This window comes from Haloarcula salina (assembly GCF_049603855.1).
Classification (GTDB): Archaea; Halobacteriota; Halobacteria; order Halobacteriales; family Haloarculaceae; genus Haloarcula; species Haloarcula salina_A.
In genome coordinates, this window is the sequence record NZ_CP187146.1 from 2,688,189 (window position 1) to 2,708,135 (window position 19,947).

Genomic DNA, 19,947 nt, shown 5'->3' on the forward strand with positions numbered 1-19,947 from the left:
GGTGCCGAGCGTATCCAGACATGGCAGGGTCGAGTACGGACACGCGATACGGGATCTGGTTCGCCGTCGAAACGCTCGTGACGCTGACCATGGCCACGGTCGTCATCGTCCCGCTGGGACGAATCGAACCGCTCGTCGGAGCCGCGGCGCTGATCGCCGTCGTCGGCTTCCTGGCCGTTCGCCTGTTTCGCTACGTCGAAGCGTACGTGGACGACAGGCTCGAAGAAGTCGGCGCATAACGATGCAGCCCCGTCGCACGCCCGGTCACGAACTGGTGACGACGAACGTTTCGAGTCGGTACGTGTCCTCACCGGTTGGATCGCCCGGATTGACGCCGACCACCGACCTGCTGCTCCAGTAGATCGTGAGCCGAACCCCGTCCGCGCTCCCCGCCGGGTCCACGTAAACGGTTTCGCCGGCGTCCCACGTCGGCCCGATACCGACCTGCGGTGGGTTGTTCCCCGCCGACTCCGTGAACTTCTCCAGGCGACTCGCGTAGGCGTCGTTGGCGGGCGTCCCGCTGTCGGGCGATCCGCCGATGTCGGTGTCCGTCGAGCCGGTCACGTAGAGTTGCTCGGTCTCGGCCGCGTCCCCCGCGACGAGCGTGATCGCGACCGTCTGTTCGCCGCCGTCGGGGACGAGATCGTACGAGAGTTCCATCACCGGAGCGGTCGACTGGAGGCCGGCTCCCAGGTCGAAGACGAAGACGGTCATCGTCGCGGCCAGCACCACCGTCACGGCGACCAGCAGGATGACGCTGAGAATCGAGGAGACGCCGCGACGGTGCCTGGCGTTCATCTCTTCGTAGAGGGGGGGATGAGCGGCAAATATGTTTCGGGGGACTCACGTCTCGTCTTCGAGCCGGTAGTCCTCGCAATGCGAGCATCGTGACCGCACCGCACGAGCGGTGGCCGTTTCGACTCGGAGGGCGACCGCATTTCGACGCCACCGGCCGGGACGAATTGGGAAACATACGCGAGTCGAGGGAGGGCTATATAGCACACAGTAGACACCCTCCGAAACGGTCTGAAAGAGGTCGGTAAAGAGTCTCGTCGGTTTTCAGCCGGTCTCACGCAGTCGTGAAACGTCGCGAAAAACAGCTAAAACGACCCGCGGCCTGGGAAATCGTGCTGAATCGACGCCAAGGGTCTGGCCGTTATATGCAGGTAGGGGGACATGGACTGAACAAGAACGCACCCATGTCGACCTCCACGCCCTCCTCCAGAGAACGCCCGAACGCCGTCGCGACCGGTCACGAACTGGCGTCGGACACCGTCGGCACGGTCGCCGCGGCCGTCCGAGCGCTGGCCTTCTGGCTGACCATCCCGCTGCCGGCCGTCCTCCTCGTCACGCTCGTCTCGGGGATCGTCGCGTCCGCGCCGCTGGCCGTCGCCGGCCTCGTCGGACTGAACGTCGCCTGCGCCGTCGTCGGCCGGAACCACTCGCCGGAGGCATGACGCTCGAAGCACCTCCCGCGCGAGTCGCGGCCGACGGGCGGACGAAGCGGACCCTGTTCTGTCCGACGTGCGGCCACGAGAGCGCGATGGACGGCGACTGGATCGCCGACGACGGGACCGAGCGCCGTCGGCTGCTCTGTCCGGCCTGTGGCGGTGCGGTCGTCGACCGCCCCCAGCCCTGAGCCCGCCGCCACCGTTTTGCGGGCTCGGGCCCCACTCATCTCCGTGCCGAATCTCCGCCGCGACGCCGCGTTCGCCGGACTCTGTGGCGTCTGTCTCACCGGATATCTGTTCCTGACTGGCGAAGCGGCCGCGCTGGGTTCGTTCCCGGCCGCCGCCGTCGGCGTCGGGGCGGCGCTCGCCCTTGAAGCGGTGTTCGTCGCCGACACGCCCGTCCGGACGCTGTGGGAGCGCCGGGGGGTCCGGCTCGCGAGCGCGGCGGCGCTCGTCCTCGGTGCGCTCGGCCTCGCGGCGGTCAGCGGTCCGCTCGTCGTCGCCGCGGCCTGCTGGGGACTCGCGACGTACTTCGTCCTGCTGGTGCTCGTGCTCGGAGGGTACTGGGGCGAGGCGGAGAGCGAGTGACGCCGGCGACCGTTCGGTGCCTCAGTCCTCCGACTCGGGTTCGAAGGACGCGGTCCCGTCCGCGAAGGTGAGCGACTCGCGGGCGACGACTTCCGCCGCGTCGGGGAGGTCGTCGACGACGGCCGCCGAGACGCGCAGGTCGGCGAGGTCCTGCGTGTTGGCGATCCAGACGACGCGGACCGTCTCGGGGTCGTAGCCGCCGAGGGCGGTCAGCGCCGTCCGGAGGGCGAACTCGTCGTCGGGCGCGACCACGGGGAGCTTCGCCTTCGCCAGCGAGCCGCTGGTGAGCACGTTCGCGTAGGTCTTCTCCAGGTCGAGCTGGTCGATCGCCGCCTGCCGCGTGAGGTCCGCGAGGCCGATGCCGGCCCCGTTGCCCTTCGTCGCCTCGGTGAGCCCGCGGGCGTACAGCAGCTTGACGGCCGGTTCGTCCGGGTCTGGCGCGTTGAGGACGCGGTAGCGCCCGACGACGTTCGTGTCCATCCCCGCGCCGGAGATCTCTTTGCCGAGTTCGTCGACGACGAGCAGGTCGATGTCGTCGACGGGGAGCGTCGCCATCTCGTCGTAGGCGCGTGCTAACAGCGCTGGCTCGCGGTCGAGGAACGACCCGGCCGGGACGGCCTCGACGTGGGCGGTCTCCTCGTGGAAGTTTTCAACGAGGGCGAGGCCGCCCAGCAGGGGCAGCGCGGATTCGACGACGGGGAGCGCGGCGTCCAGCGTCTCGACGTACCCCTCCTGAATGGCCGTCGAATGGAACGCCTTCGCGCCGCGTTGCTTCCCCAGGCCGACGACGGTCATCTTCGTCAGCCCGCTCTCGACGCGGCCGCTGTAGTTAGTGTGTGCCTTCACGCGGTTCACCGCGAGGACGGCGTCCGCTTCCAGGGCCGCCGTCGAGACGTGGACCGTCATCTCGGTGTCGCCAACCGTCACCGAATCGAGTTCCTCGGTGCCCATCCGGGCGTCGATCGGGGCGTCGAGTCGCACCTCGGTGATTCCGAGCGACTCCAGTACCTCACGCTGACCCGCGGCCGTCGCGCCGCCGTGGCTCCCCATCGCCGGGACCACGACCGGCTCGAACCCCCGATCGCGAATCGACTCAACGACGGCCTCGGCGATGTCGTCGATCCGGTGGATGCCGCGACTGCCGACGGCGACGGCGACGGTTGCCCCCGCGTCGAGCCGGTCGAAATCGAGGGCGTCGAGTTCGGCCCGGGCAGCCGCTACCGGATCCGCAACGCGTGCGGTCTCCGGATCGTATCTGACCCGAGCGAACGCGGGAAGCGGCTGTGGCTCGATGAGGTCGTCCACGGCCGCGCGGTCGGGGAAGTCCATATCGGTCGAACGGCGGCGCGCCATACAAAATCCGCGGTCGGGCTCACTCGAACGCCGAGATGCCGGTCAGGTCGTGGCCGAGCACGAGCGAGTGGATGTCGTGGGTTCCCTCGTAGGTGTAGACGGTCTCCATGTTCGTCAGGTGGCGCATCGGCGGGTAGTCGGCGGTGATGCCGTTGCCGCCGAGCATCTCGCGGGCGACGCGGGACTGCTCGCGGGCCATCCGGGCGTTGTGTCGCTTGGCCATCGACACCTGCGCCGGCCGGAGGTCGCCCCGTTCCTTGAGGTCGGCCAGCCGGTGGGCGAGCAGTTGCCCGGTGGTGATCTGGGTCGCCATCTCCGCGAGCTTCTCCTGCTGGAGCTGGAAGCCGGCGATGGGGCGGCCGAACTGCTCTCGGTCGGTCGCGTACGCGCGGGCGGTCTCGAAACAGTCCCTCGCGGCCCCGACCGTTCCCCAGGCGATGCCGTAGCGGGCCTGCGTGAGACAGGAGAGCGGCCCCTTCATCCCCTCGACGCCCGGGAGGACGCTCTCTTCGGGGACGCGGACGTTCTGGAGTGCGACCTCGCCGGTGATCGAGGCGCGAAGCGAGAGCTTCTCGTCGATCTCGGTCGTCGTGACGCCGTCGCGGTCCGTCTCGACGAGGAAGCCCCGAACGGGGTCGCCGTCGGCGGAGCGGTCGCGCGCCCACACCAGCGCGAGGTCGCTGATCGGTGCGTTCGTGATCCAGGTCTTCGACCCGGTGAGCACGTAGCCGTCGCCGTCGCGCTCGGCCGTCGTCTCCATGCTCGCGGGGTCCGAGCCGTGTTCCGGTTCGGTCAGCCCGAAACAGCCCACCCGTTCGCCCCGTCCGAGGGCCGGGAGCCACCGCTCTTTCTGGGCCTCGCTGCCGAAGGCGTGGATCGGGTACATGACGAGCGCGCCCTGGACGCTGGCCATCGAGCGGACGCCGCTGTCGCCCGCCTCCAGTTCCTGCATGAGGAGGCCGTACGCCGTCTCGCTGACGCCCGGCAGCCCGTACCCCTCGATCGTCGGGGCGTAGAACCCCAGTTCGCCCATCTGAGGGATGAGATCGGTCGGAAACGTCCCGTCGAGCCAGTGGGTCCCCACGTCGGGCCTGACCTCTGATTCGACGAACTCTCGGGCGGTGTCGCGGACCATCCGCTCCTCCTCGCCGAGATCGGCCTCCAGGCCGAGATAGTCCATCATACCAACAGAACGGCTGCGTCTCAGGTAAGGATTACCCCGAGGTTCCCCGGGCGAGAGCGGCGGCAGACGCGAAATCGGGTTCCGGTCGAGGTTGCAGGATAGCGGAACCGGTAGTGTTTCCCAGACAGACAGGTATGGGATCGCAATACACAAATTTGTATACACGATGGTAGTTCTAGCCGTCATATATCCAGTAAAGAATCCATATTCCCAAAATAGGATCTGTTTTCGACAATTATGTATCTATATCTGCCATAATGGGCCTACACATCCAGTGTATCAGTCACCGATATTTTGACGCCAAACGTAGCGGAGATGGTGTTGCACAGTCAGATATGGAAACGTATTTCTACAGGTGTGCACACATTGGCTACTATGAGCGACGAAGACGACATCGAAGACGAGAACGTTACGGTATCGATGGAGATTTCCGGGGATTACGAAGAAGTCATGTCGAAGCTATCGATGGAAGAGTCGGGGACGACGTCGCTCGCGCCACTCCTCGACGACCTCGAGACGCTGCTCGAAACCGTCGTTCGGATGGACGGCGGCACGCGAAGCGCGATCGCACAGCAGCTCCCCGACACGATGAGCGTCAATTTCGACGCGCAGGCGGTCGTGGACACGCTGCAGGTACTCGAACGATACGATCTCGTGGTTCTCGAAGGGAACACCTGGAAGCCCGGCCCCCAGCTCACGATCGAGGAGTGAGCGGCTATCGTCGACGCTGACTCCGCGGTCAGCGTCGGCTGGTGGCCGAGAAAGAGGCGTATAACAAACACCCGATAGCATGACTATCCAGTGCGGGCACGAAGCGTGCTCGTACGCTCCCAGCGGCCGTGTTCCCTTGCTCCCCTGTACGGGAGGACGGCTGCCACGCCGGGTGTCACCCACCCGGTCTTGTTCCCCATTGACCCGCTCGACCGGTAGCTCAGCGCTCGCTCACGCCAGCCAGGTCCTCGACTGCCAGTTCGACGTTCCACTTGTTCGCCTTCCAGACGGCGTCGAACAGCGCGCCGAGGACGGGGACGGACCCGCCGACAGCGTCGACCGAGACGTTCGCGAGCATCGCGAGCAGCGTGCCGTAGGAGACGCCTAGCCGCGCCGATTCGAGGACGATGTACAGCGAGATGCCGGCCGCGACGGCGTCACCGGCCCCGGGCACCACGCCGAGCAGCGGATCGATTCCGACGCGGTAGTCGGTGCCTGGAATGTCGACGCTCTCGTCGAGCAGTGCGGCGACGGCGGCCATCCGTCGGACCGCGGCGCGGTCGACCGTCGACGGTAACTCGCCGTGGATTTCGGCGTCGAACGCGTCTTCCAGACCAGATATCGCGGATTCGTCGGGGTCGCCGTCGGACGACGCGATGGGGCCGTCGTCGACGGGAATGTCGACCCCGTCGTCGTGATCGATTTCGGTGTCGCTGTCGGTGGCCTCGTCTCCGGCGTCGCGCTCGTCCGAGTCGTCAGTGGACATAGCGACACGTCGCGGCACAGACGCATAGTGACGCGGCCTGCATAGGCCACCGCACTGTCGCGCCTCGAGTCGACGGCGTGACCGACGCCGTCTCTGGGCTTTCACATGCAGGCTATGGCCTTGAACGTCCGAGCGGCGTATCCCAGGTGCAATGTCATCAGTCGAACCGCTCGCCGACGCGGACCACCTGAGCGAGCGCGAACGCGAGTGTCTGGAGCTGTGTCAGCAAGCGACGGAAGTGTGCGAGTGGTGCGCCGACGAGTGCGCGCGCATCGACGGGATGACCGACTGCGTCAGACTGTGTCGCGACGTGTCCGACATCGCGTCGCTCCACGTCAAGTTCCTCGCGCGCGGGTCGGATCACCGTGAGGCCCTCGCCGGCGTCTGTGCGACGGTCTGTCGAGACTGCGCCGAGGAGTGCGAGAACCACGAGCACGATCACTGCCGCACCTGTGCCGAAGTCCTCCGCGAGTGTGCGGAGGCCTGCGAGTCGATGGTCAAGTAACGACCCACGGCGAACGGGCCGGCGCGAACTCGCCCCTTCGGTACAGTTCTGAAACTGAGAACAGCTATCGAGCCACGGTGACGGGTCGGCGCGGACTCGCCTCTCGGCCGGTAGCGCAACTGTGCTACGAGATCAGCGTTCGAAGAATGTGACGGCGAAGCCGTCAGCTCGTCGCTCCCGACGGAACCGAACTGGCGCTACAGGTTCGAGTGGAGTCGGATCTCGTCGTCGGTGACGGTGTCGACAGCCTCTTGCTGGAGCGGATAGCCGTCGTCGTCGTCGGTGTCTTCCCAGCCGAGTTTCGTCTTGAGTTTCGTCGTCAGGCCCGGGTCCGGGTCGACGTACGCGGTCCCGTATCGGTAGCCGCTGACGATTCCGATCTCTGTACCATCTTCGGCGACGACAGTCTTGCCGACGTCGTCGTCGGTGATCTGAGCAGTTGACATCGCAACTCACGGTAGCGGTGTCCCGAGTATCACCCCGCTGCTTGCATAGGCAGCAACCACGTGGCGGTCCGACGGAGAGTTCGGTTCGACGATTCCGACGCGAGCCGGACCAAAACCGTCCACAGCCGCGGTTGCCGTGGATAGGTCAACAGAAAAACATAAGCGCGTGCCATTCGCACGACAACTATTGATGCCCACCATCGTTTCGGGATCGGTTCCGGCGAGCGACCTCGCGCTCGCGTACTCGCTCGAACAACTCCCAGAGCTGCAGTTCGAAATCGAACGGATCGTCACCAGCGGCGGCGACGCACTCATGCCGATGCTATGGGTCCGTGGCAGTACACGCGAGGAAGTCGAAGCGACGCTGGAGGAGGATCCCACCGTCGATAAGGTCGAACTCCTCGGCGACTTCGACGACGAGTGGCTGTTCAGAATGGAGTGGATCGCACACATCGATCTCCTCGTGCAGATGATCACCAACTCGGAGGCGACCATCCTCGACGCGGTTGGACAGGGCGACCGCTGGAAGCTGCGCGTGCTCTACCCTCGCCGGTCGCTGTTCTCGAAGACCCACGACTTCTGTGAGAGCCACGGTCTCGACTTCGACGTGGCCTCGATCCGCGAACTAGACGAAGAGCCCGCGGGCCGCTACGGTCTGACGACCGCGCAGTACGAGATCCTCTCGGAGGCCTCGAAGCGCGGCTACTTCGAGGTCCCGCGCGGAGTGAGCCTGGAGGCGCTCGCGGACGACCTCGACATCTCGCATCAGGCGGCGTCCGAGCGACTCCGGCGCGCGACCGACGCGCTCGTCGAGGACGCGCTGTTCGTCGGCTTCGACGGCTTCGACTGAGCCGCGACGGGCATCACTCCTCAGACGAGGATGAGGACCTGCGACGACGGCGCAGGTACGCCAGCAGCGCGACGACGCCGACTGACAGGGCTCGGCGTGACCGGAGTCGGCTCGCAGCACTGGAACTCGACTGGTCGGCCGCCTCGTCAGTGGTGTCCGCGTCGGCGGTATCCGTGGCGTCGAGGTCCGCCGGGTCCACGTCGATCTGACGGGACTCGGCCGAGGCGTCGTCCCGACCACTCTCGTCGCTCTCCTGCTGAACGCCTTCCGCGAGCGCCTCCCTGACGGCCTCTTTGACGGGTCGTTTGATCGCTGCTTCTACGCTCGACTGCAGTCGCCCGGGGGACCGGGACTGCAGCGACGGTGAATCACTCATGTGACATCTACGTGCAGGAGCGTGGGAGAGAGGTAGATGGTGCTTGCCAGTGCAACGGTCCGAACCGCGCCTGCCACGTCGGCTTACCAGTCCAGCGTGGCGTTGACGACCACGCCGAGCAGCAGGACGTTCGCGGCCAGATACAGCGCGGTGACGAACAGGAGGATCGCCCCGATGAGCCCGTAGGCAGCGTACTCGCCGGCAGTGCCGGTGTAATAGACGAAGCCGACCTGGATGACGACCCACCCGACGGCGGCGACGACCGTGCCGGGCAGGACGTGCCGGATGGAGGTGTCGACCGGCGGGAGGACGTAGTAGACGGGGAGGAATCCGACCGTGAGGACGGCCAGCGCCGTGGCGGTTCCGACCAGCCGCGGGTACGGAACGGCGAACTGGACGTACGTGAGCGCGATGCTGGTCGCCGAGAGGAGCCCGACCGCCCCGAGGAGCACCCCCATGACGAGCAGGCTGCGGGCGATCTGTGCGGGCATCGAGATGGACGCGACGGCGTCGTACACCTGGGTAAAGGCGATCGAGAGCCCGCGGAACACCTTGCTCCCGCTCCAGACGACGAACAGGAGGCCGAGCACCCCGGCGGTCCCGTGGCCACGCGCGTTCTCGATCAGTCGCTCCAGCACCGCCTGCGTGCTCGCCGAGACGACCGATCGCAGCGCGTCGAGAAGCGTCGCGGTCGCGCCGACCGCCGAGAGGACGGCCAGCGCGACGACGAGCAGCGGGACGATGGATGCGAAGGCGTAGTAGGCGATGCTCGCGGCCATGAAGGGGACGTTCTCCTCGCGGACGGTTCGGACGATTTCACGCCCGGTCGCGAGCGCGCTCATCGGCGGCGGTCCCGCCGACACGGCGTCTCGCTGCGGCGGTTCAGCGTCGGGTCGGAAGCCACACTCATGGTAGTGCGTCGACAGCCAACTGGAAAAGAACGCTAGCCTGCGCTGGCAAGGCTCTCGCTCGCGCGACGGCCCGCGACGCGGGCCGACAGTATTTGTTCCCCTGTCACCTGTCCGTTCGTATGACACAGCCGTTTCGCTACGATGGCGAGGTCGCACCGGGCGAGGTCAGACACCTCAGGTACGAGGTCGGCGAGACGTACCTCGGCGACCCCGTCGAGATTCCGGTGACGATTCTCAACGGCGAGCGCGACGGCCCGACCGTCGGCCTGACCGCGGCGCTCCACGGCGACGAACTCAACGGCGTCAAGGTCCTCCAGGAGGTGGCAGACCGCTACGACCCGGACGACATCCACGGGACGGTCGTCTGCTGTCACGTCCTGAACGTCCCCGGCTACCTCGCACAGACGCGGGACATCCCCATCTACGATCAGGACCTCAACCGCGCGTTCCCCGGCAAGCCCCGGAGCAACACCGCCGAGCGAATGGCCGACCGGATCTACCGGACGTTCGTCGAGAAGTGCGACCTCCTGCTCGACTTCCACACCTCGACGCGGAACCGGACCACGATGTTTCACACGCGCGCGGACACGACGAACGAGCAGGTCGAGCGCCTCGCACGAGCGTTCGGCGCGAACGTCGTCATCTCCGGGCCGGGCGACGCGGGGTCGCTCCGACGGACGGCCACCGAGCACGACATCCCGGCGGTCACCGTCGAGATGGGGAAGGCCCACCGCTTCCAGCCGACGCTCATCGAGCGTGCGCTCGACGGTGTCGCGAGCGTCTTCGCCGAGTTCGGCGTCGACCCGACGGCGACAGTCGGCTGGCCCGGATGGTTCCGGGTTGTCCCCGCCGACCAGGGCGACAAGACCTGGCTCCGGGCGGACACCGGCGGCCTCGTCGAGATGCGGTGGGGGCCGTACCCGCTCGTCCGCGAGGGCGAGACCATCTGTACGATCACGGACCACTTCAAGCACAGCGAGAAGGTGGTCGAGGCACCGTTCACGGGAATCCTCGTCGGCGTCCTGGAGAACCCCGTCGCCCAGCCCGGTCACCCGCTCTGTCACCTCGTCCGCATCGACGAGACGACGCGCGACGAGATTCAGGCCGAGATCGACCGGGGCGAGTTCGACGGCTACCGCCAGCGCGGCCTCCGCTGGCGCGGGGAGCGCTCGGAGCTCGACTAGCCGTCAGACGAGTGAATCATTCCTGATACGAACGATCGCGAAACCTCTCTGTTTTCGTATGTTTCTGTTCGCGTTTACGGTCAGTTTTCGTATGTGAAATGGGAGACGTAGCCTGGTCGAATAGAGTTCTCTGACTGACGATGATGGTCGATGTCCTGTCTGACAGATGCCAGTAAAACACATATGGAAGCCGACAGAACCGAAAGGAGAAAACGTTACCAGCGGTGGTGGACCGCGTCGAAGACGTGCTCCTCGTAGGCGTCCCGGACCGCGCCGTGGACCTGGTTCGACAGTGGGTCCATCTCGCTGACCGCCGCGTTGTCCTGGACGTGGTCGGGGTCGGTCGACCCGGGGATGACCGTCGACACGGCGTCGTGGTCGAGGATCCAGCGCAGCGCCATCTGGGCCATCGTCATCCGCTCGGGGACGTGCTCGCGGAGGTCGTCGACGGCGTCGAAGCCCGCGTCGACGGGGAGGCCCGCGAACGTCTCGCCACGGTCGAACACCTCGCCCTCGATGTTGAAGTTCCGGTGGTCGTTCTCGGGGAACTCCATGTCTCGCGAGAGCTTCCCGGTGAGCAGGCCCGAGGCCAGCGGCACGCGAACGATGACGCCGATGTCGCGGCGCTTTGCCTCCTCGAAGAACCGTTCGGCTGGGCGCTGGCGGAACATGTTGAAGATGATCTGGACCGTCTCGACGCCGGGGTACTCGATGGCCTTCAGCGCCTCCTCGACGCGCTCGACGCTGACGCCGTAGTGGGCCAGCTTCCCCTCGTCTTTCAGCCGCTCCATCGCCTCGAACGTCTCGGGCTGATAGTAGGCGTCGGTCGGCGGGCAGTGCAGTTGCACCAGTTCCAGCGTGTCGGTCCCGAGGTACTCGCGAGAGCGGTCGACGAACCGCGAGAGGTTCTCGTAGTTGTACCGCTCGGCCGTGTGGGGGTCCAGCCGACGGCCGGCCTTCGTCGCGACGGTTACCTCGTCGCGGACCTCGCGCTCGTCGAGCACCTCGGCGATGCGCTGCTCGCTGAAGCCGTCGCCGTACACGTCGGCCGTGTCGAGGAAGTCGATGCCGGCGTCCAGCGCGGTCCGCACCGCCTCGCGGCCCGCCTCCTCGGAGACGTCGCCCCAGTCACCGCCGATGTTCCAGGTGCCGAGGCCGACCTCCGTCACGTCGAATCCCGTCGAGCCAAGCTGTCTTCGGTTCACGAACGTCCGTATCACTGGGACGCACTTGGGGGCTACGGTATCTCACAGGGAAATCCGTGAACGATGAAAGGGCACCGTGCCCGATAGGTGGCTGCCAGGTTGGCGCGCCACGTCGTCTCCGGGGCTATTCGACCCACTTCGTCCGGCGGACGTCGTACGCCCCACACTCCGGACACGAGTGGTACTGTAGCTCAAACGACGCCTGGCACACCAGACAGGTGTACCGGCATCTCGACTCCTCCCCTCTGTGGGAGTCCGTGCGTACTCTGTTGAACAGCCCCATCGACGACCACTCCCACCTTGGTCGGACGAAGATAAAAACAGGCGAGATCGTTCACACAGTCCGCAACGCCGCCGTCGTGCGGTTTCCGCTACTGTCACTCGGCTATAACGACCGGCGCGCCCGCCAGCGGTGGCGCTGTCCGGGCATCAGCCACCGCGGGACTTAATGACTGTCCGTGAGGAATCACCAGCCATGGACGGACCACCGACCGTCGAGGAGCTGACACCGCCGGAGCGAACGCTGATGGGACCGGGACCGAGCGACGTGCACCCGCGCGTGCTCAGAGCCATGAGCACGCCGCTCGTCGGCCACCTCGACCCGTCGTTCGTCGATATCATGGACGAGGTCCAGGAGCTGCTTCGCTACACGTTCCGGACCGACAACGAGTGGACGATCCCGGTCTCTGGGACCGGCTCGGCAGCGATGGAGGCCGCCATCGGGAACGTCGTCGAACCGGGCGACACGATGCTCGTGCCGTCGAACGGCTACTTCGGCGACCGGATGGCCGACATGGCCCGGCGCGCCGGCGGAGAGGTCGCCACCGTCGACGCACCGTGGGGCCGACCGCTCGACCCCGCGGCGGTGGCCGACGCCTTCGACGAACACAGCCCAGACGTGTTCGGCTTCGTCCACGCCGAGACCAGCACCGGCGTCCTCCAGCCGTCGGTTCCCGAACTCACCGACATCGCCCACGAGAACGACGCGCTGGTCGTCGCCGACACCGTCACCTCGATCGGCGGCGTCGAGCTCCGCGTCGACGAGTGGGACATCGACGTGGCCTACGCCGGCCCGCAGAAGTGCCTCTCGTGTCCGCCCGGCGCGAGCCCGCTGACCCTCAACGACGACGCGATGGACAAGGTCCTCTCTCGCGAGGCGGACCCCCGGTCGTGGTACCTCGACCTCTCACTGCTCGAAGGCTACTGGGGCGAGGAGCGAGCCTACCACCACACTGCCCCCATCACGAACGTGTACGCGCTGCGCGAGGCGCTCCGCCTGGTTGCCGAGGAAGGCATCGAGTCGCGCTGGGACCGCCACCTGCGCGTCGCGAGCGCGCTGAAAGCCGGCGTCGAGGGCATGGGACTGGAGATGAACGCCCCCGAGGAGTTCTGGCTCCCGAGCCTGAACACCGTCCGCGTCCCCGACGGCGTCGACGATGGTGCGGTCATCCAGTCGCTGCTCGACGAGTACGACCTGGAGATCGCGAGCGGCCTCGGCGCGCTCTCGGGCGACATCTGGCGCATCGGCTGTATGGGCCACTCCGCCCGCCGCAAGAACGTCAGCTATCTGCTCGCGGCGCTCGGCGACGCGCTCACGGAGCAGGGCGCGGCCGTCGACGTGGACGCCGGACTCGCGGCGATGAGCGAACGGTTCTGAGACCGCGTTTCGACGGCGACGTGGCGGACGCTCTCGATCACAGTTCGGCTGAAAACCAAGTCCGCCCTCTCCGATTGTGAACAGATGGGAGACGTTCCGGGCATGCGGCGCGTCGCGCCGTTCCGGGACTACGACTCCCATGTTCAAATCGGGTCGTGTGTGAATACACACACGGCGCTCGTATTCGAGCGCCGCGAGAAGTATCCGCCCTCCCCGATTTGAACGGGGGACAAGTCGATCTACAGTCGACTGCTCTACCAGTCTGAGCTAAGGGCGGTCTGCACCCGAAAATACCCCGCCGTCCAGACTTAAGGGTTGTTATTCGCGAGAGGTGCGTCGGTCGGTCACACGTCTCGACAGCCCCGGAACCGCCATCCGACGCCGCCCTCCCGAACGGCATCACCACTCGTCAGCTGACTGACGGGTGTCAGACATCGCGGGAAGATTGAAATACCCTGATGATAATGTGCATAGTGAGTCGGATGAGTAAGATCACGTTCCGTGCGGACGACGACCTCATCGAGCAGTTGGAGGCGTTCGACGCCTCGAAGAGTGAGGTCATGCGCGAGGCCCTCCGTGAGTACCTCGGAGAGTCGGAGACGCAGTCGTCCGACGCGGCGGACTCGGTCGCGGATCCCGAGACGATCGACGAGCTCATCACGGAACGCGTCGACAGCATCATCTCCGAGCGTCTGGAGGAGCGGGTGCCGACGCGGCCCCGCCAGCCCCAGGATGTCAACGTAAACATCACGCTCGACGGCGCGGCACAGGGTAATCTGTCGGGCGAAACCACCCGACAGCACGTGTCTGACACCGGTGCAGACGGCGATGACGAGCGCGCGCACGCCGAGAGTCAGACTCAGAGCACGGCCGAGCGTAAGACAGGTGGCGACCGGCGTGCCAAGACCGGCGAGAAGCCGCGTAAGACGTGCGCGCAATGTGGCGAAAACGTCGGCTCAGACCACGTGTACTGCCCGAATTGCGGTGAGAAATCGTCCCGGCGCGTGTTCTGTGATTGCGGCGACGAGCTCCGGTCGGACTGGGGCTTCTGTCCGAGCTGCGGGAGACGGACGCCGGCTGCCGACGTGCTGGATCAACCCTGAAACGACGTTTACGCCCGATAGAAGTTCTGTACGGCCGTAAACGAGGTAGTGTATGACACTGCCCGTAAGTTTTAATACATCAGGGTCAGTGGTACATCTTGCGTAAGACGGTCGTCTTACACAACGGAGGGAGCGAGGGGATGACGCCCTCGTACTGCGGTTCCGCTGTGTAAACGGACGGGCGGGCCGTAAACGCGGCCCGGCCGCGCCGTCTTACCCAAGGGGAACTACCAAATATGGAGCGTGTGACACTACGGATTCCGAAGCAGCAGATCGAAGAGGTCGAACAAATGGTCGAGACGGGCGAGTACCCGAACCGTAGCGAAGCGATTCGCGCGGCCGTCCGGGAGATGCTCGCCGAGGAAGGCTCCGAACGTGCCTCCGAGAAGCAAAAGCGGTCCTGGGCCAAGGTGTAACGATGCAGGACATCGTCAACGAGGCCCTCGAACGCGACGAGCAGGAACAGAAACAGCTGTCCGACGAGGACGTCGACGGGTTCGGCGACCCGCGCATCGTCATCGTCGGCTGTGGCGGGGCCGGTAACAACACGGTCAACCGCCTGTACAACATCGGCGTCGAGGGCGCCGACACCGTGGCCATCAACACGGACAAGCAGCACCTCAAGATGATCGAAGCCGACACGAAGATTCTGGTCGGCAAGTCCCTCACCAACGGCCTCGGTGCCGGCGGTGACCCGTCGATGGGCGAGCGCGCCACGGAGATGGCACAGGGGACGATCAAGGAGGTCCTCGGCGACGCGGACCTCGTGTTCGTCACCGCTGGCATGGGTGGCGGAACCGGGACCGGCGCGGCCCCGGTCGTCTCGAAGATCGCCAAGGAACAGGGCGCCATCGTCGTCGGCATGGTGTCGACGCCGTTCAACGTCGAGCGAGCGCGGACGGTCAAGGCCGAGGAAGGACTAGAGAAGCTCCGCAACGAAGCGGACTCCATCATCGTCCTCGACAACAACCGCCTGCTCGACTACGTCCCGAACCTCCCGATCGGCAAGGCGTTCTCCGTGATGGACCAGATCATCGCCGAGACCGTCAAGGGCATCTCCGAGACCATCACCCAGCCGAGCCTCATCAACCTCGACTACGCCGACATGACCTCCATCATGAACCAGGGCGGCGTCGCGGTGATGCTCGTGGGTGAGACCCAGGACAAGAACAAGACCGAGGAGGTCGTCAAGGACGCGATGAACCACCCGCTGCTGGACGTGGACTACCGCGGCGCGAGCGGCGGTCTGGTGCACATCACCGGCGGCCCCGACCTCACGCTGAAGGAGGCCGAGGGCATCGCCCAGAACATCACCGAGCGCCTGGAGGCGAACGCCAACGTCATCTGGGGCGCGCGCATCCAGGAGAACTACAAGGGCAAGGTCCGCGTCATGGCCATCATGACCGGCGTCCAGTCCGCACAGGTGCTGGGCCCGACGACCCAGAAGCAGGCCAACAAGTCCCGGCAGGCGATCCAGGAGGTCGACGACGACACCTCCTTCGACGCCTCCGACAACGTCGAGAGCTTCGACAGCCCGTCCGCGAACGGCGGCCGAAGCGGCGGCCGCAACACCGGCTACGGCGAGACCGACGGCGGACAGGACCAGCACGAGAAGAACAACGGCCTCGACGTCATCCGGACGAACGAGTAACTCGGCCGCGACCCTTCTTCGCTTTCACCGTTCGGATAGCGGTTCGCTCGCCCGGCGATGGGCGCGCGTGACAGCCGACGCGAAACGGGCGTCAGACCGCTTCGAGTGCGTCCAGCAGATTGCACTTCCGACAGCGGTCGCGCGCGGTCGGCGCGCCGCAGTTCTCGCACTCGCCGTAGTCCCTGTCACCGTTCTCGCCGCCGTAGGTGTCGGCGGCCAGCGCCGCGAGCTTCTCGTAGCCCGCCATGATCGAGTGGCGGGTCCCGGGGTGGTTCTCCTCCAGGCCGAGCATGAGTTCCTGTATCTCGCCGCGGTAGGCCTCCTCGGCGTGGGGACACTCGGTGATGTGGGCCGGCAGCTCCTGAAAGCGAGCGTATAGCGCGACCTCCTTCTCGGGGATATCCCGAAGCGGCTTGGCCCGCGGGATGTGGTGGTCCTGTGACTCGCGCGTGCGCTCGGTCGGCGCGTCGGCGCGTTCATCGAACGGGCCGAGCGACGCCTCGAAGTGCTTCGCGATCTGTTCCACGTCACCCTCGAGGAAGTTCATCAGCGCCGTCTCGGCCTCGTCGTCTAAGTTGTGGCCGGTCAGCAGCTTGTCCGCGTCGAGTTCCTCGGCGTAGCGCGAGAGGAGGTCGCGCCGGAACACACCGCAGTACGCGCAGGCGGCCATGCCCTCCGGGTCGTCCTCGACCACGTCGTCCATCTCGACGCCGAACTCCTCGGCGTAGGAGACGACCTCGTGGCGGATGCCGAGGTCCTCGGTCAGTTCCTCGCAGGCGTCGAGGCTGGCGTCGCGATAGCCCTCGATGCCTTCGTGGATAGAAAGCGCGACGAGTTCGATGCGGGGGTCCTCGGCGAAGGTGTCGTGGAGGATCTGCGTGAGGACGACGCTGTCCTTGCCGCCGGAGAGCCCGATGACCCACGTCTCGGGGTCCTCGACGGTGGCGTCGTCTGACACCAGCCCGTCCTCGCGGATCCGCCGGCGGACCCGTTTCGTGACCGTCCGGCAGAGGTGAGACTCACAGAGGTAGAGCCCGGAGTAGGCCGCGTGTAGCACCGCGTTCTCGCCGCACTTGTCGCACTCCATCTTTGCAGGGACTCGGTCCCGCAGCGGTGAGAGGGTTTCGCCTCGGGACCGTCGGCCGACAGGTCGGACGCGTCGCGACACCGTCCCACCGCGGCCGCCGACTGTCGAACCGGACCAGCGAGCCCCTCAGAGCGCGCGCGGTCCGTGACGCAGGACCTCGACGACCGCCTCGACGGTCTCCTCGCGGCCGGTCGAGGAGAACAGCTCGTGGCCGCCGTCGTAGAGGCGGATGCGGTCGGCCGGGAGCCGCGCGCCGACGGCCCGTGGGTCCACCACGGTGTCGGTGAGCGAGCAGAACGCGACGGCGTCCTCGCGGCCCGGCGGAAGTGATTGCTGTGCGCGCATGACCGTCCGAACGAACGCGGGCGAGTACGCCGACGGGGCCTCCACGACCTGTCGCTCGGTGGCGAGGTCGCCCAGCGCGTCGCGCTCCAGCGCTCCGACGGGGATGAACGGCCGCGAGACCGGCAGCGCCGCGACGGCTTCGAGGACCGGTCGCGGTATCGGCAGGTCGCTGTCCCACCAGGGGCTCAGGTACACGCGGGTGCCGAGGCCGTCCGCGTCGAGGTGGGCCGTCGTCAGCCCGCCGGCGCTGTGGGCGAGCAGGTCGAACGTGTCGAGGCCGGCGGCGTATTCCGCGACCGGCGCGAGCCACTCCCGCTCGAAGTCGGTGATGTGCGTCGGCAGTTCGACGGCGTGGACGCGGTACTCGCGGGCGAGTCGGTCGACGAGCCACCGGACGTTCTCGTGGCGACAGCGGTTCCCCCACCCGAGGACGAGCAGGCAGTCGCGGTCGGCCCCGTCGTCGAAGACGCGGATCTGCATGGGCGCGCTTGCAGCGGTGGTGTGAAAAGTTTCCACCCGCTTCAGGCCCGCCAGACCAGCCACTCGGCGTGTGGCTGGTAGTCGACGAGGTGCGTGGTCCGGACGCCGGCCCCGTCCCGGCGTTTCCAGTTGAGGCGGACCGACTCGCCGCCGGTCAGCACCCGCTCCCCCGTGAGCCAGTGCAGCGGCCGGTCGGCCATCCGCGCTTCGAGCAGGTCCGTCAGCGCCGCGCTCACCGACTCGGGGACCTGGTACAGCACGAGCGTGTTGAACACGCAGACCGGCACGTCGTCGGGGATCTCGTCGAGAACGGCGGGCAGGTCCTCGACCATGTCTCCCTCGACGAGTCGCGGCGGGTCCTCACGAGCGACACCGAGGGCGGCGTCGAGGACGCTCCGGCGCGACTCGTGCTCCGGCCAGACGAGCGCTCGGAGCCAGTCCGCGTCGGCGTCGTCCGTCACGGCCAGCGGATTGCGGTCGATGCCGACCCGGGAGCGAATCGCGGGCGGCGTCTCGGGCAGCGGCGGGTCCCCCGAACGGACGTGGCTCTCGATGGTGACCGGCGAGTCGCGGTCGCCGACGACGCGGCCGTCGTAGTCGTAGCGATAGCGGTCGAACAGGAGATTCAGCCCGGCGCTCGGCCCGAGTTCGACCAGGGCCAGCGGCCCGTCCGTCGCCTCGGCGACCGTCGCGACGGCGGGATACAACACGGCGCTCCGACGGACCGCGTTGGTCTGCGTGCGGCGCGTTCGCAGGAGCGGGTGGAGGTCGTCGGCTCGGTCGAGACAGAACTCGCGGAAGGCGGGGAAACACTCGCCGTCGGGGTCGCGCGCCTCGGCGGCGATGCTCGGGTAGTACTCGGCCAGTCGGTGGCCGGGGTTACGCGCGAGGAGGTACTGGACGGCGGCGAGCAGCACGTGTGGGGCCTGCCGGCCCTCGGGGACCGCCGACGCCAGGTCGAGGACCGCGGCGTCTTCGGCGGCCTCCCGACAGAGGTGGGCGTACAGCGGCGAGGTGTCGGCGGCCCACGGGGCGAGGTCGCGGAACTGCGTCTGGAGGTCGGACATGCGCACAGACTGGCGGCGCTGGCTCATCAGTGTTCTCCGCCGGAGAGTCAGGGTTTTGCCCGCTGACCCGGTACGGGGTAAACGATGAGTCTGGACCGTCCGGAGGCAGTCGAGCGGGTCGAAGAGATCGTCGACGCCGTCGAGGAGGAGACGATGCCGGTCCCGGTCCGCGAGGTATGGGTGTACGGCGACGTGGCACTGGGACTGGACCCCGTCGATCGCCTCGACGTGTACGTGACGAAGGACATCCTGTTCAAGGACGCCCCCGAGCGCGCCGCCGAGTTCCAGCGCAGCCACGGCGTCGACGGGGTCGGCAAGACGGTCCGGGCCGCGTGGGCCGACGAACATCCGGAGTACATCCGGGCGAACGCGAGCGGCCACGCCGCCCCGGAGAAGTGTCTGGCGGCGCACCTCTTGCGAGACGACGAGCCGGTCCACCTCGAAGTGTGTAACGCCTCCTTCGAGGACAACGTCACCCAGCGGCTGAAGGGGGCCACGATGCGAGACGACTACGAGCAGATCCTCGACCCCCGCGGGGCCTGCCTGTGGCTCGACGGCGAGCGCTCGACGGACGCCTTCCGGAAGCTCCGGGACAACGAGTTCGTCTTCCCGACGCTGTCCCAGTCGCTGTCGATGCTCGGGCTGGAGGACGACGAGGCGAGCGAGGCCGCCGACGCCGTGAAGGCCTACCGCGAGCGCCAGGAGGGCGCGACGGTTCGCGGCGACGTGGTCTGACGGAAGAGAGCGACAACGGGCGGCGACGCCGTCACTGGAGCCACGGCGAATCCGCGACGGCGAACTCGTGGCCGCAGTCGGGACAGGCAACGCGTCGCGGAGCGCCGTCCTCGACGACGGTGAACCGGCGGCTCCAGCCGAGGTGGCCGCAGTCGGGACAGCGGCGGACGAGCGGTGGGATCATGGGTCGAGGGACCGCATCGCCGCCGGCTACGTGTCCGCGGCACATGGGTCTGCTGTCTCGGCCGACCCGACAGGCGCGCTCGACCATGACAACTACAACTGGCGTTTGA

25 protein-coding genes and 1 tRNA gene are annotated in these 19,947 nt (G+C 67.0%); 13 read left to right on the forward strand and 13 right to left on the reverse strand.

All coding sequences use genetic code 11. The annotated features are described in order from the left end of the window. Nucleotides 1–20 precede the first annotated feature (20 nt). Complete coding sequence (locus ACOZ4I_RS13620; protein ID WP_424000426.1) at nucleotides 21–239, forward strand: hypothetical protein; 219 nt, start codon at nucleotides 21–23, stop codon at nucleotides 237–239. Between the two features lie 25 nt (nucleotides 240–264). Here ACOZ4I_RS13620 and ACOZ4I_RS13625 read toward each other — a convergent pair whose 3' ends face one another. After that, on the reverse strand, nucleotides 265–798 hold the full coding sequence (locus tag ACOZ4I_RS13625; protein WP_424000428.1) for a type IV pilin: 534 nt from the start codon (nucleotides 796–798) through the stop codon (nucleotides 265–267). A 401-nt stretch (nucleotides 799–1,199) separates the two neighbouring features. Here ACOZ4I_RS13625 and ACOZ4I_RS13630 point away from each other — a divergent pair, with 401 nt between their 5' ends. The 3 genes from ACOZ4I_RS13630 to ACOZ4I_RS13640 are packed head-to-tail and all read left to right on the forward strand — an operon-like array spanning nucleotide 1,200 to nucleotide 2,039. Beyond that, on the forward strand, nucleotides 1,200–1,457 hold the full coding sequence (locus ACOZ4I_RS13630; RefSeq protein WP_424000430.1) for a hypothetical protein: 258 nt from the start codon (nucleotides 1,200–1,202) through the stop codon (nucleotides 1,455–1,457). After that, on the forward strand, nucleotides 1,454–1,639 hold the full coding sequence (locus tag ACOZ4I_RS13635; RefSeq protein ID WP_424000432.1) for a hypothetical protein: 186 nt from the start codon (nucleotides 1,454–1,456) through the stop codon (nucleotides 1,637–1,639). Before ACOZ4I_RS13630 ends, ACOZ4I_RS13635 begins: the two co-directional genes overlap by 4 nt. Nucleotides 1,640–1,682: 43 nt before the next feature. Next, the gene (locus ACOZ4I_RS13640; protein WP_424000434.1) at nucleotides 1,683–2,039 is read left to right on the forward strand and encodes a hypothetical protein; all 357 of its coding nucleotides are present in this window, start codon (nucleotides 1,683–1,685) and stop codon (nucleotides 2,037–2,039) included. 21 nt (nucleotides 2,040–2,060) lie between these two features. On the opposite strand, the gene ACOZ4I_RS13645 is transcribed toward ACOZ4I_RS13640, so the two are convergent. Together ACOZ4I_RS13645 and ACOZ4I_RS13650 are read right to left on the reverse strand one after the other, a co-directional pair. Then, nucleotides 2,061–3,368, reverse strand: coding sequence for a DUF362 domain-containing protein (locus ACOZ4I_RS13645; RefSeq protein ID WP_424000436.1), 1,308 nt, complete (start codon nucleotides 3,366–3,368; stop codon nucleotides 2,061–2,063). 43 nt (nucleotides 3,369–3,411) lie between these two features. After that, the gene (locus ACOZ4I_RS13650) at nucleotides 3,412–4,575 is read right to left on the reverse strand and encodes an acyl-CoA dehydrogenase family protein (RefSeq protein WP_424000438.1); all 1,164 of its coding nucleotides are present in this window, start codon (nucleotides 4,573–4,575) and stop codon (nucleotides 3,412–3,414) included. A 375-nt stretch (nucleotides 4,576–4,950) separates the two neighbouring features. Between ACOZ4I_RS13650 and ACOZ4I_RS13655 the strand changes: the two genes are divergently transcribed. Beyond that, nucleotides 4,951–5,286 (forward strand): hypothetical protein, encoded by a 336-nt coding sequence (locus ACOZ4I_RS13655; protein WP_424000440.1) that lies wholly within the window; start codon nucleotides 4,951–4,953, stop codon nucleotides 5,284–5,286. 220 nt (nucleotides 5,287–5,506) lie between these two features. Here the strand turns inward: ACOZ4I_RS13655 and ACOZ4I_RS13660 are convergent, their stop codons facing one another. Next, nucleotides 5,507–5,908: a DUF4112 domain-containing protein gene (locus tag ACOZ4I_RS13660; RefSeq protein WP_424004816.1), complete on the reverse strand. Its 402-nt coding sequence runs from the start codon at nucleotides 5,906–5,908 to the stop codon at nucleotides 5,507–5,509. A gap of 295 nt (nucleotides 5,909–6,203) precedes the next feature. On the opposite strand from ACOZ4I_RS13660, the gene ACOZ4I_RS13665 reads away from it, so the two are divergent. Next, complete coding sequence (locus ACOZ4I_RS13665; RefSeq protein ID WP_424000442.1) at nucleotides 6,204–6,557, forward strand: four-helix bundle copper-binding protein; 354 nt, start codon at nucleotides 6,204–6,206, stop codon at nucleotides 6,555–6,557. A 197-nt stretch (nucleotides 6,558–6,754) separates the two neighbouring features. Here ACOZ4I_RS13665 and ACOZ4I_RS13670 read toward each other — a convergent pair whose 3' ends face one another. Continuing rightward, a complete protein-coding gene (locus ACOZ4I_RS13670) occupies nucleotides 6,755–7,003 on the reverse strand; it encodes a PRC-barrel domain containing protein (protein ID WP_424000444.1) in 249 nt (82 codons plus the stop codon). A gap of 190 nt (nucleotides 7,004–7,193) precedes the next feature. On the opposite strand from ACOZ4I_RS13670, the gene ACOZ4I_RS13675 reads away from it, so the two are divergent. Next, nucleotides 7,194–7,853: a helix-turn-helix domain-containing protein gene (locus ACOZ4I_RS13675; RefSeq protein ID WP_424000446.1), complete on the forward strand. Its 660-nt coding sequence runs from the start codon at nucleotides 7,194–7,196 to the stop codon at nucleotides 7,851–7,853. A gap of 13 nt (nucleotides 7,854–7,866) precedes the next feature. On the opposite strand, the gene ACOZ4I_RS13680 is transcribed toward ACOZ4I_RS13675, so the two are convergent. Both ACOZ4I_RS13680 and ACOZ4I_RS13685 read right to left on the reverse strand, forming a co-directional pair. Further along, nucleotides 7,867–8,229: a hypothetical protein gene (locus ACOZ4I_RS13680; RefSeq protein WP_424000448.1), complete on the reverse strand. Its 363-nt coding sequence runs from the start codon at nucleotides 8,227–8,229 to the stop codon at nucleotides 7,867–7,869. 83 nt (nucleotides 8,230–8,312) lie between these two features. Next, complete coding sequence (locus tag ACOZ4I_RS13685) at nucleotides 8,313–9,071, reverse strand: YihY/virulence factor BrkB family protein (RefSeq protein WP_424000450.1); 759 nt, start codon at nucleotides 9,069–9,071, stop codon at nucleotides 8,313–8,315. Nucleotides 9,072–9,259: 188 nt separating this feature from the next. Between ACOZ4I_RS13685 and ACOZ4I_RS13690 the strand changes: the two genes are divergently transcribed. Continuing rightward, nucleotides 9,260–10,324: a succinylglutamate desuccinylase/aspartoacylase family protein gene (locus ACOZ4I_RS13690; RefSeq protein WP_424000452.1), complete on the forward strand. Its 1,065-nt coding sequence runs from the start codon at nucleotides 9,260–9,262 to the stop codon at nucleotides 10,322–10,324. Nucleotides 10,325–10,539: 215 nt separating this feature from the next. Here the strand turns inward: ACOZ4I_RS13690 and ACOZ4I_RS13695 are convergent, their stop codons facing one another. Continuing rightward, nucleotides 10,540–11,529, reverse strand: a complete 990-nt coding sequence (locus ACOZ4I_RS13695) for an aldo/keto reductase (protein ID WP_424000454.1) — start codon at nucleotides 11,527–11,529, stop codon at nucleotides 10,540–10,542. Nucleotides 11,530–12,004: 475 nt separating this feature from the next. Here ACOZ4I_RS13695 and ACOZ4I_RS13700 point away from each other — a divergent pair, with 475 nt between their 5' ends. After that, nucleotides 12,005–13,186 (forward strand): pyridoxal-phosphate-dependent aminotransferase family protein, encoded by a 1,182-nt coding sequence (locus tag ACOZ4I_RS13700; protein WP_424000456.1) that lies wholly within the window; start codon nucleotides 12,005–12,007, stop codon nucleotides 13,184–13,186. Nucleotides 13,187–13,389: 203 nt separating this feature from the next. Here ACOZ4I_RS13700 and ACOZ4I_RS13705 read toward each other — a convergent pair. After that, nucleotides 13,390–13,463, reverse strand: a tRNA-Tyr gene (locus ACOZ4I_RS13705). A gap of 205 nt (nucleotides 13,464–13,668) precedes the next feature. Here ACOZ4I_RS13705 and ACOZ4I_RS13710 point away from each other — a divergent pair. From ACOZ4I_RS13710 to ftsZ, 3 genes are all read left to right on the forward strand, one after another. After that, a complete protein-coding gene (locus ACOZ4I_RS13710; protein ID WP_424000458.1) occupies nucleotides 13,669–14,289 on the forward strand; it encodes a double zinc ribbon domain-containing protein in 621 nt (206 codons plus the stop codon). Nucleotides 14,290–14,525: 236 nt separating this feature from the next. Next, complete coding sequence (locus ACOZ4I_RS13715) at nucleotides 14,526–14,705, forward strand: ribbon-helix-helix domain-containing protein (RefSeq protein ID WP_162414631.1); 180 nt, start codon at nucleotides 14,526–14,528, stop codon at nucleotides 14,703–14,705. 2 nt (nucleotides 14,706–14,707) lie between these two features. Then, a complete protein-coding gene (gene ftsZ, locus ACOZ4I_RS13720; protein ID WP_424000460.1) occupies nucleotides 14,708–15,940 on the forward strand; it encodes a cell division protein FtsZ in 1,233 nt (410 codons plus the stop codon). A 91-nt stretch (nucleotides 15,941–16,031) separates the two neighbouring features. Here the strand turns inward: ftsZ and ncsA are convergent, their stop codons facing one another. The 3 genes from ncsA to ACOZ4I_RS13735 form a co-directional block, all read right to left on the reverse strand. Then, complete coding sequence (gene ncsA / locus ACOZ4I_RS13725; RefSeq protein WP_424000462.1) at nucleotides 16,032–17,027, reverse strand: tRNA 2-thiolation protein NcsA; 996 nt, start codon at nucleotides 17,025–17,027, stop codon at nucleotides 16,032–16,034. A 126-nt stretch (nucleotides 17,028–17,153) separates the two neighbouring features. Beyond that, a complete protein-coding gene (locus ACOZ4I_RS13730) occupies nucleotides 17,154–17,852 on the reverse strand; it encodes an alpha/beta hydrolase (protein ID WP_424000464.1) in 699 nt (232 codons plus the stop codon). 41 nt (nucleotides 17,853–17,893) lie between these two features. After that, nucleotides 17,894–18,919, reverse strand: coding sequence for a DUF2332 domain-containing protein (locus ACOZ4I_RS13735; RefSeq protein WP_424000466.1), 1,026 nt, complete (start codon nucleotides 18,917–18,919; stop codon nucleotides 17,894–17,896). Nucleotides 18,920–19,003: 84 nt separating this feature from the next. Between ACOZ4I_RS13735 and ACOZ4I_RS13740 the strand changes: the two genes are divergently transcribed. After that, nucleotides 19,004–19,654, forward strand: coding sequence for a DUF7095 family protein (locus ACOZ4I_RS13740; protein ID WP_424000468.1), 651 nt, complete (start codon nucleotides 19,004–19,006; stop codon nucleotides 19,652–19,654). A 31-nt stretch (nucleotides 19,655–19,685) separates the two neighbouring features. Here the strand turns inward: ACOZ4I_RS13740 and ACOZ4I_RS13745 are convergent, their stop codons facing one another. Beyond that, the gene (locus tag ACOZ4I_RS13745; RefSeq protein WP_424000470.1) at nucleotides 19,686–19,838 is read right to left on the reverse strand and encodes a hypothetical protein; all 153 of its coding nucleotides are present in this window, start codon (nucleotides 19,836–19,838) and stop codon (nucleotides 19,686–19,688) included. Nucleotides 19,839–19,947: the final 109 nt, after the last annotated feature.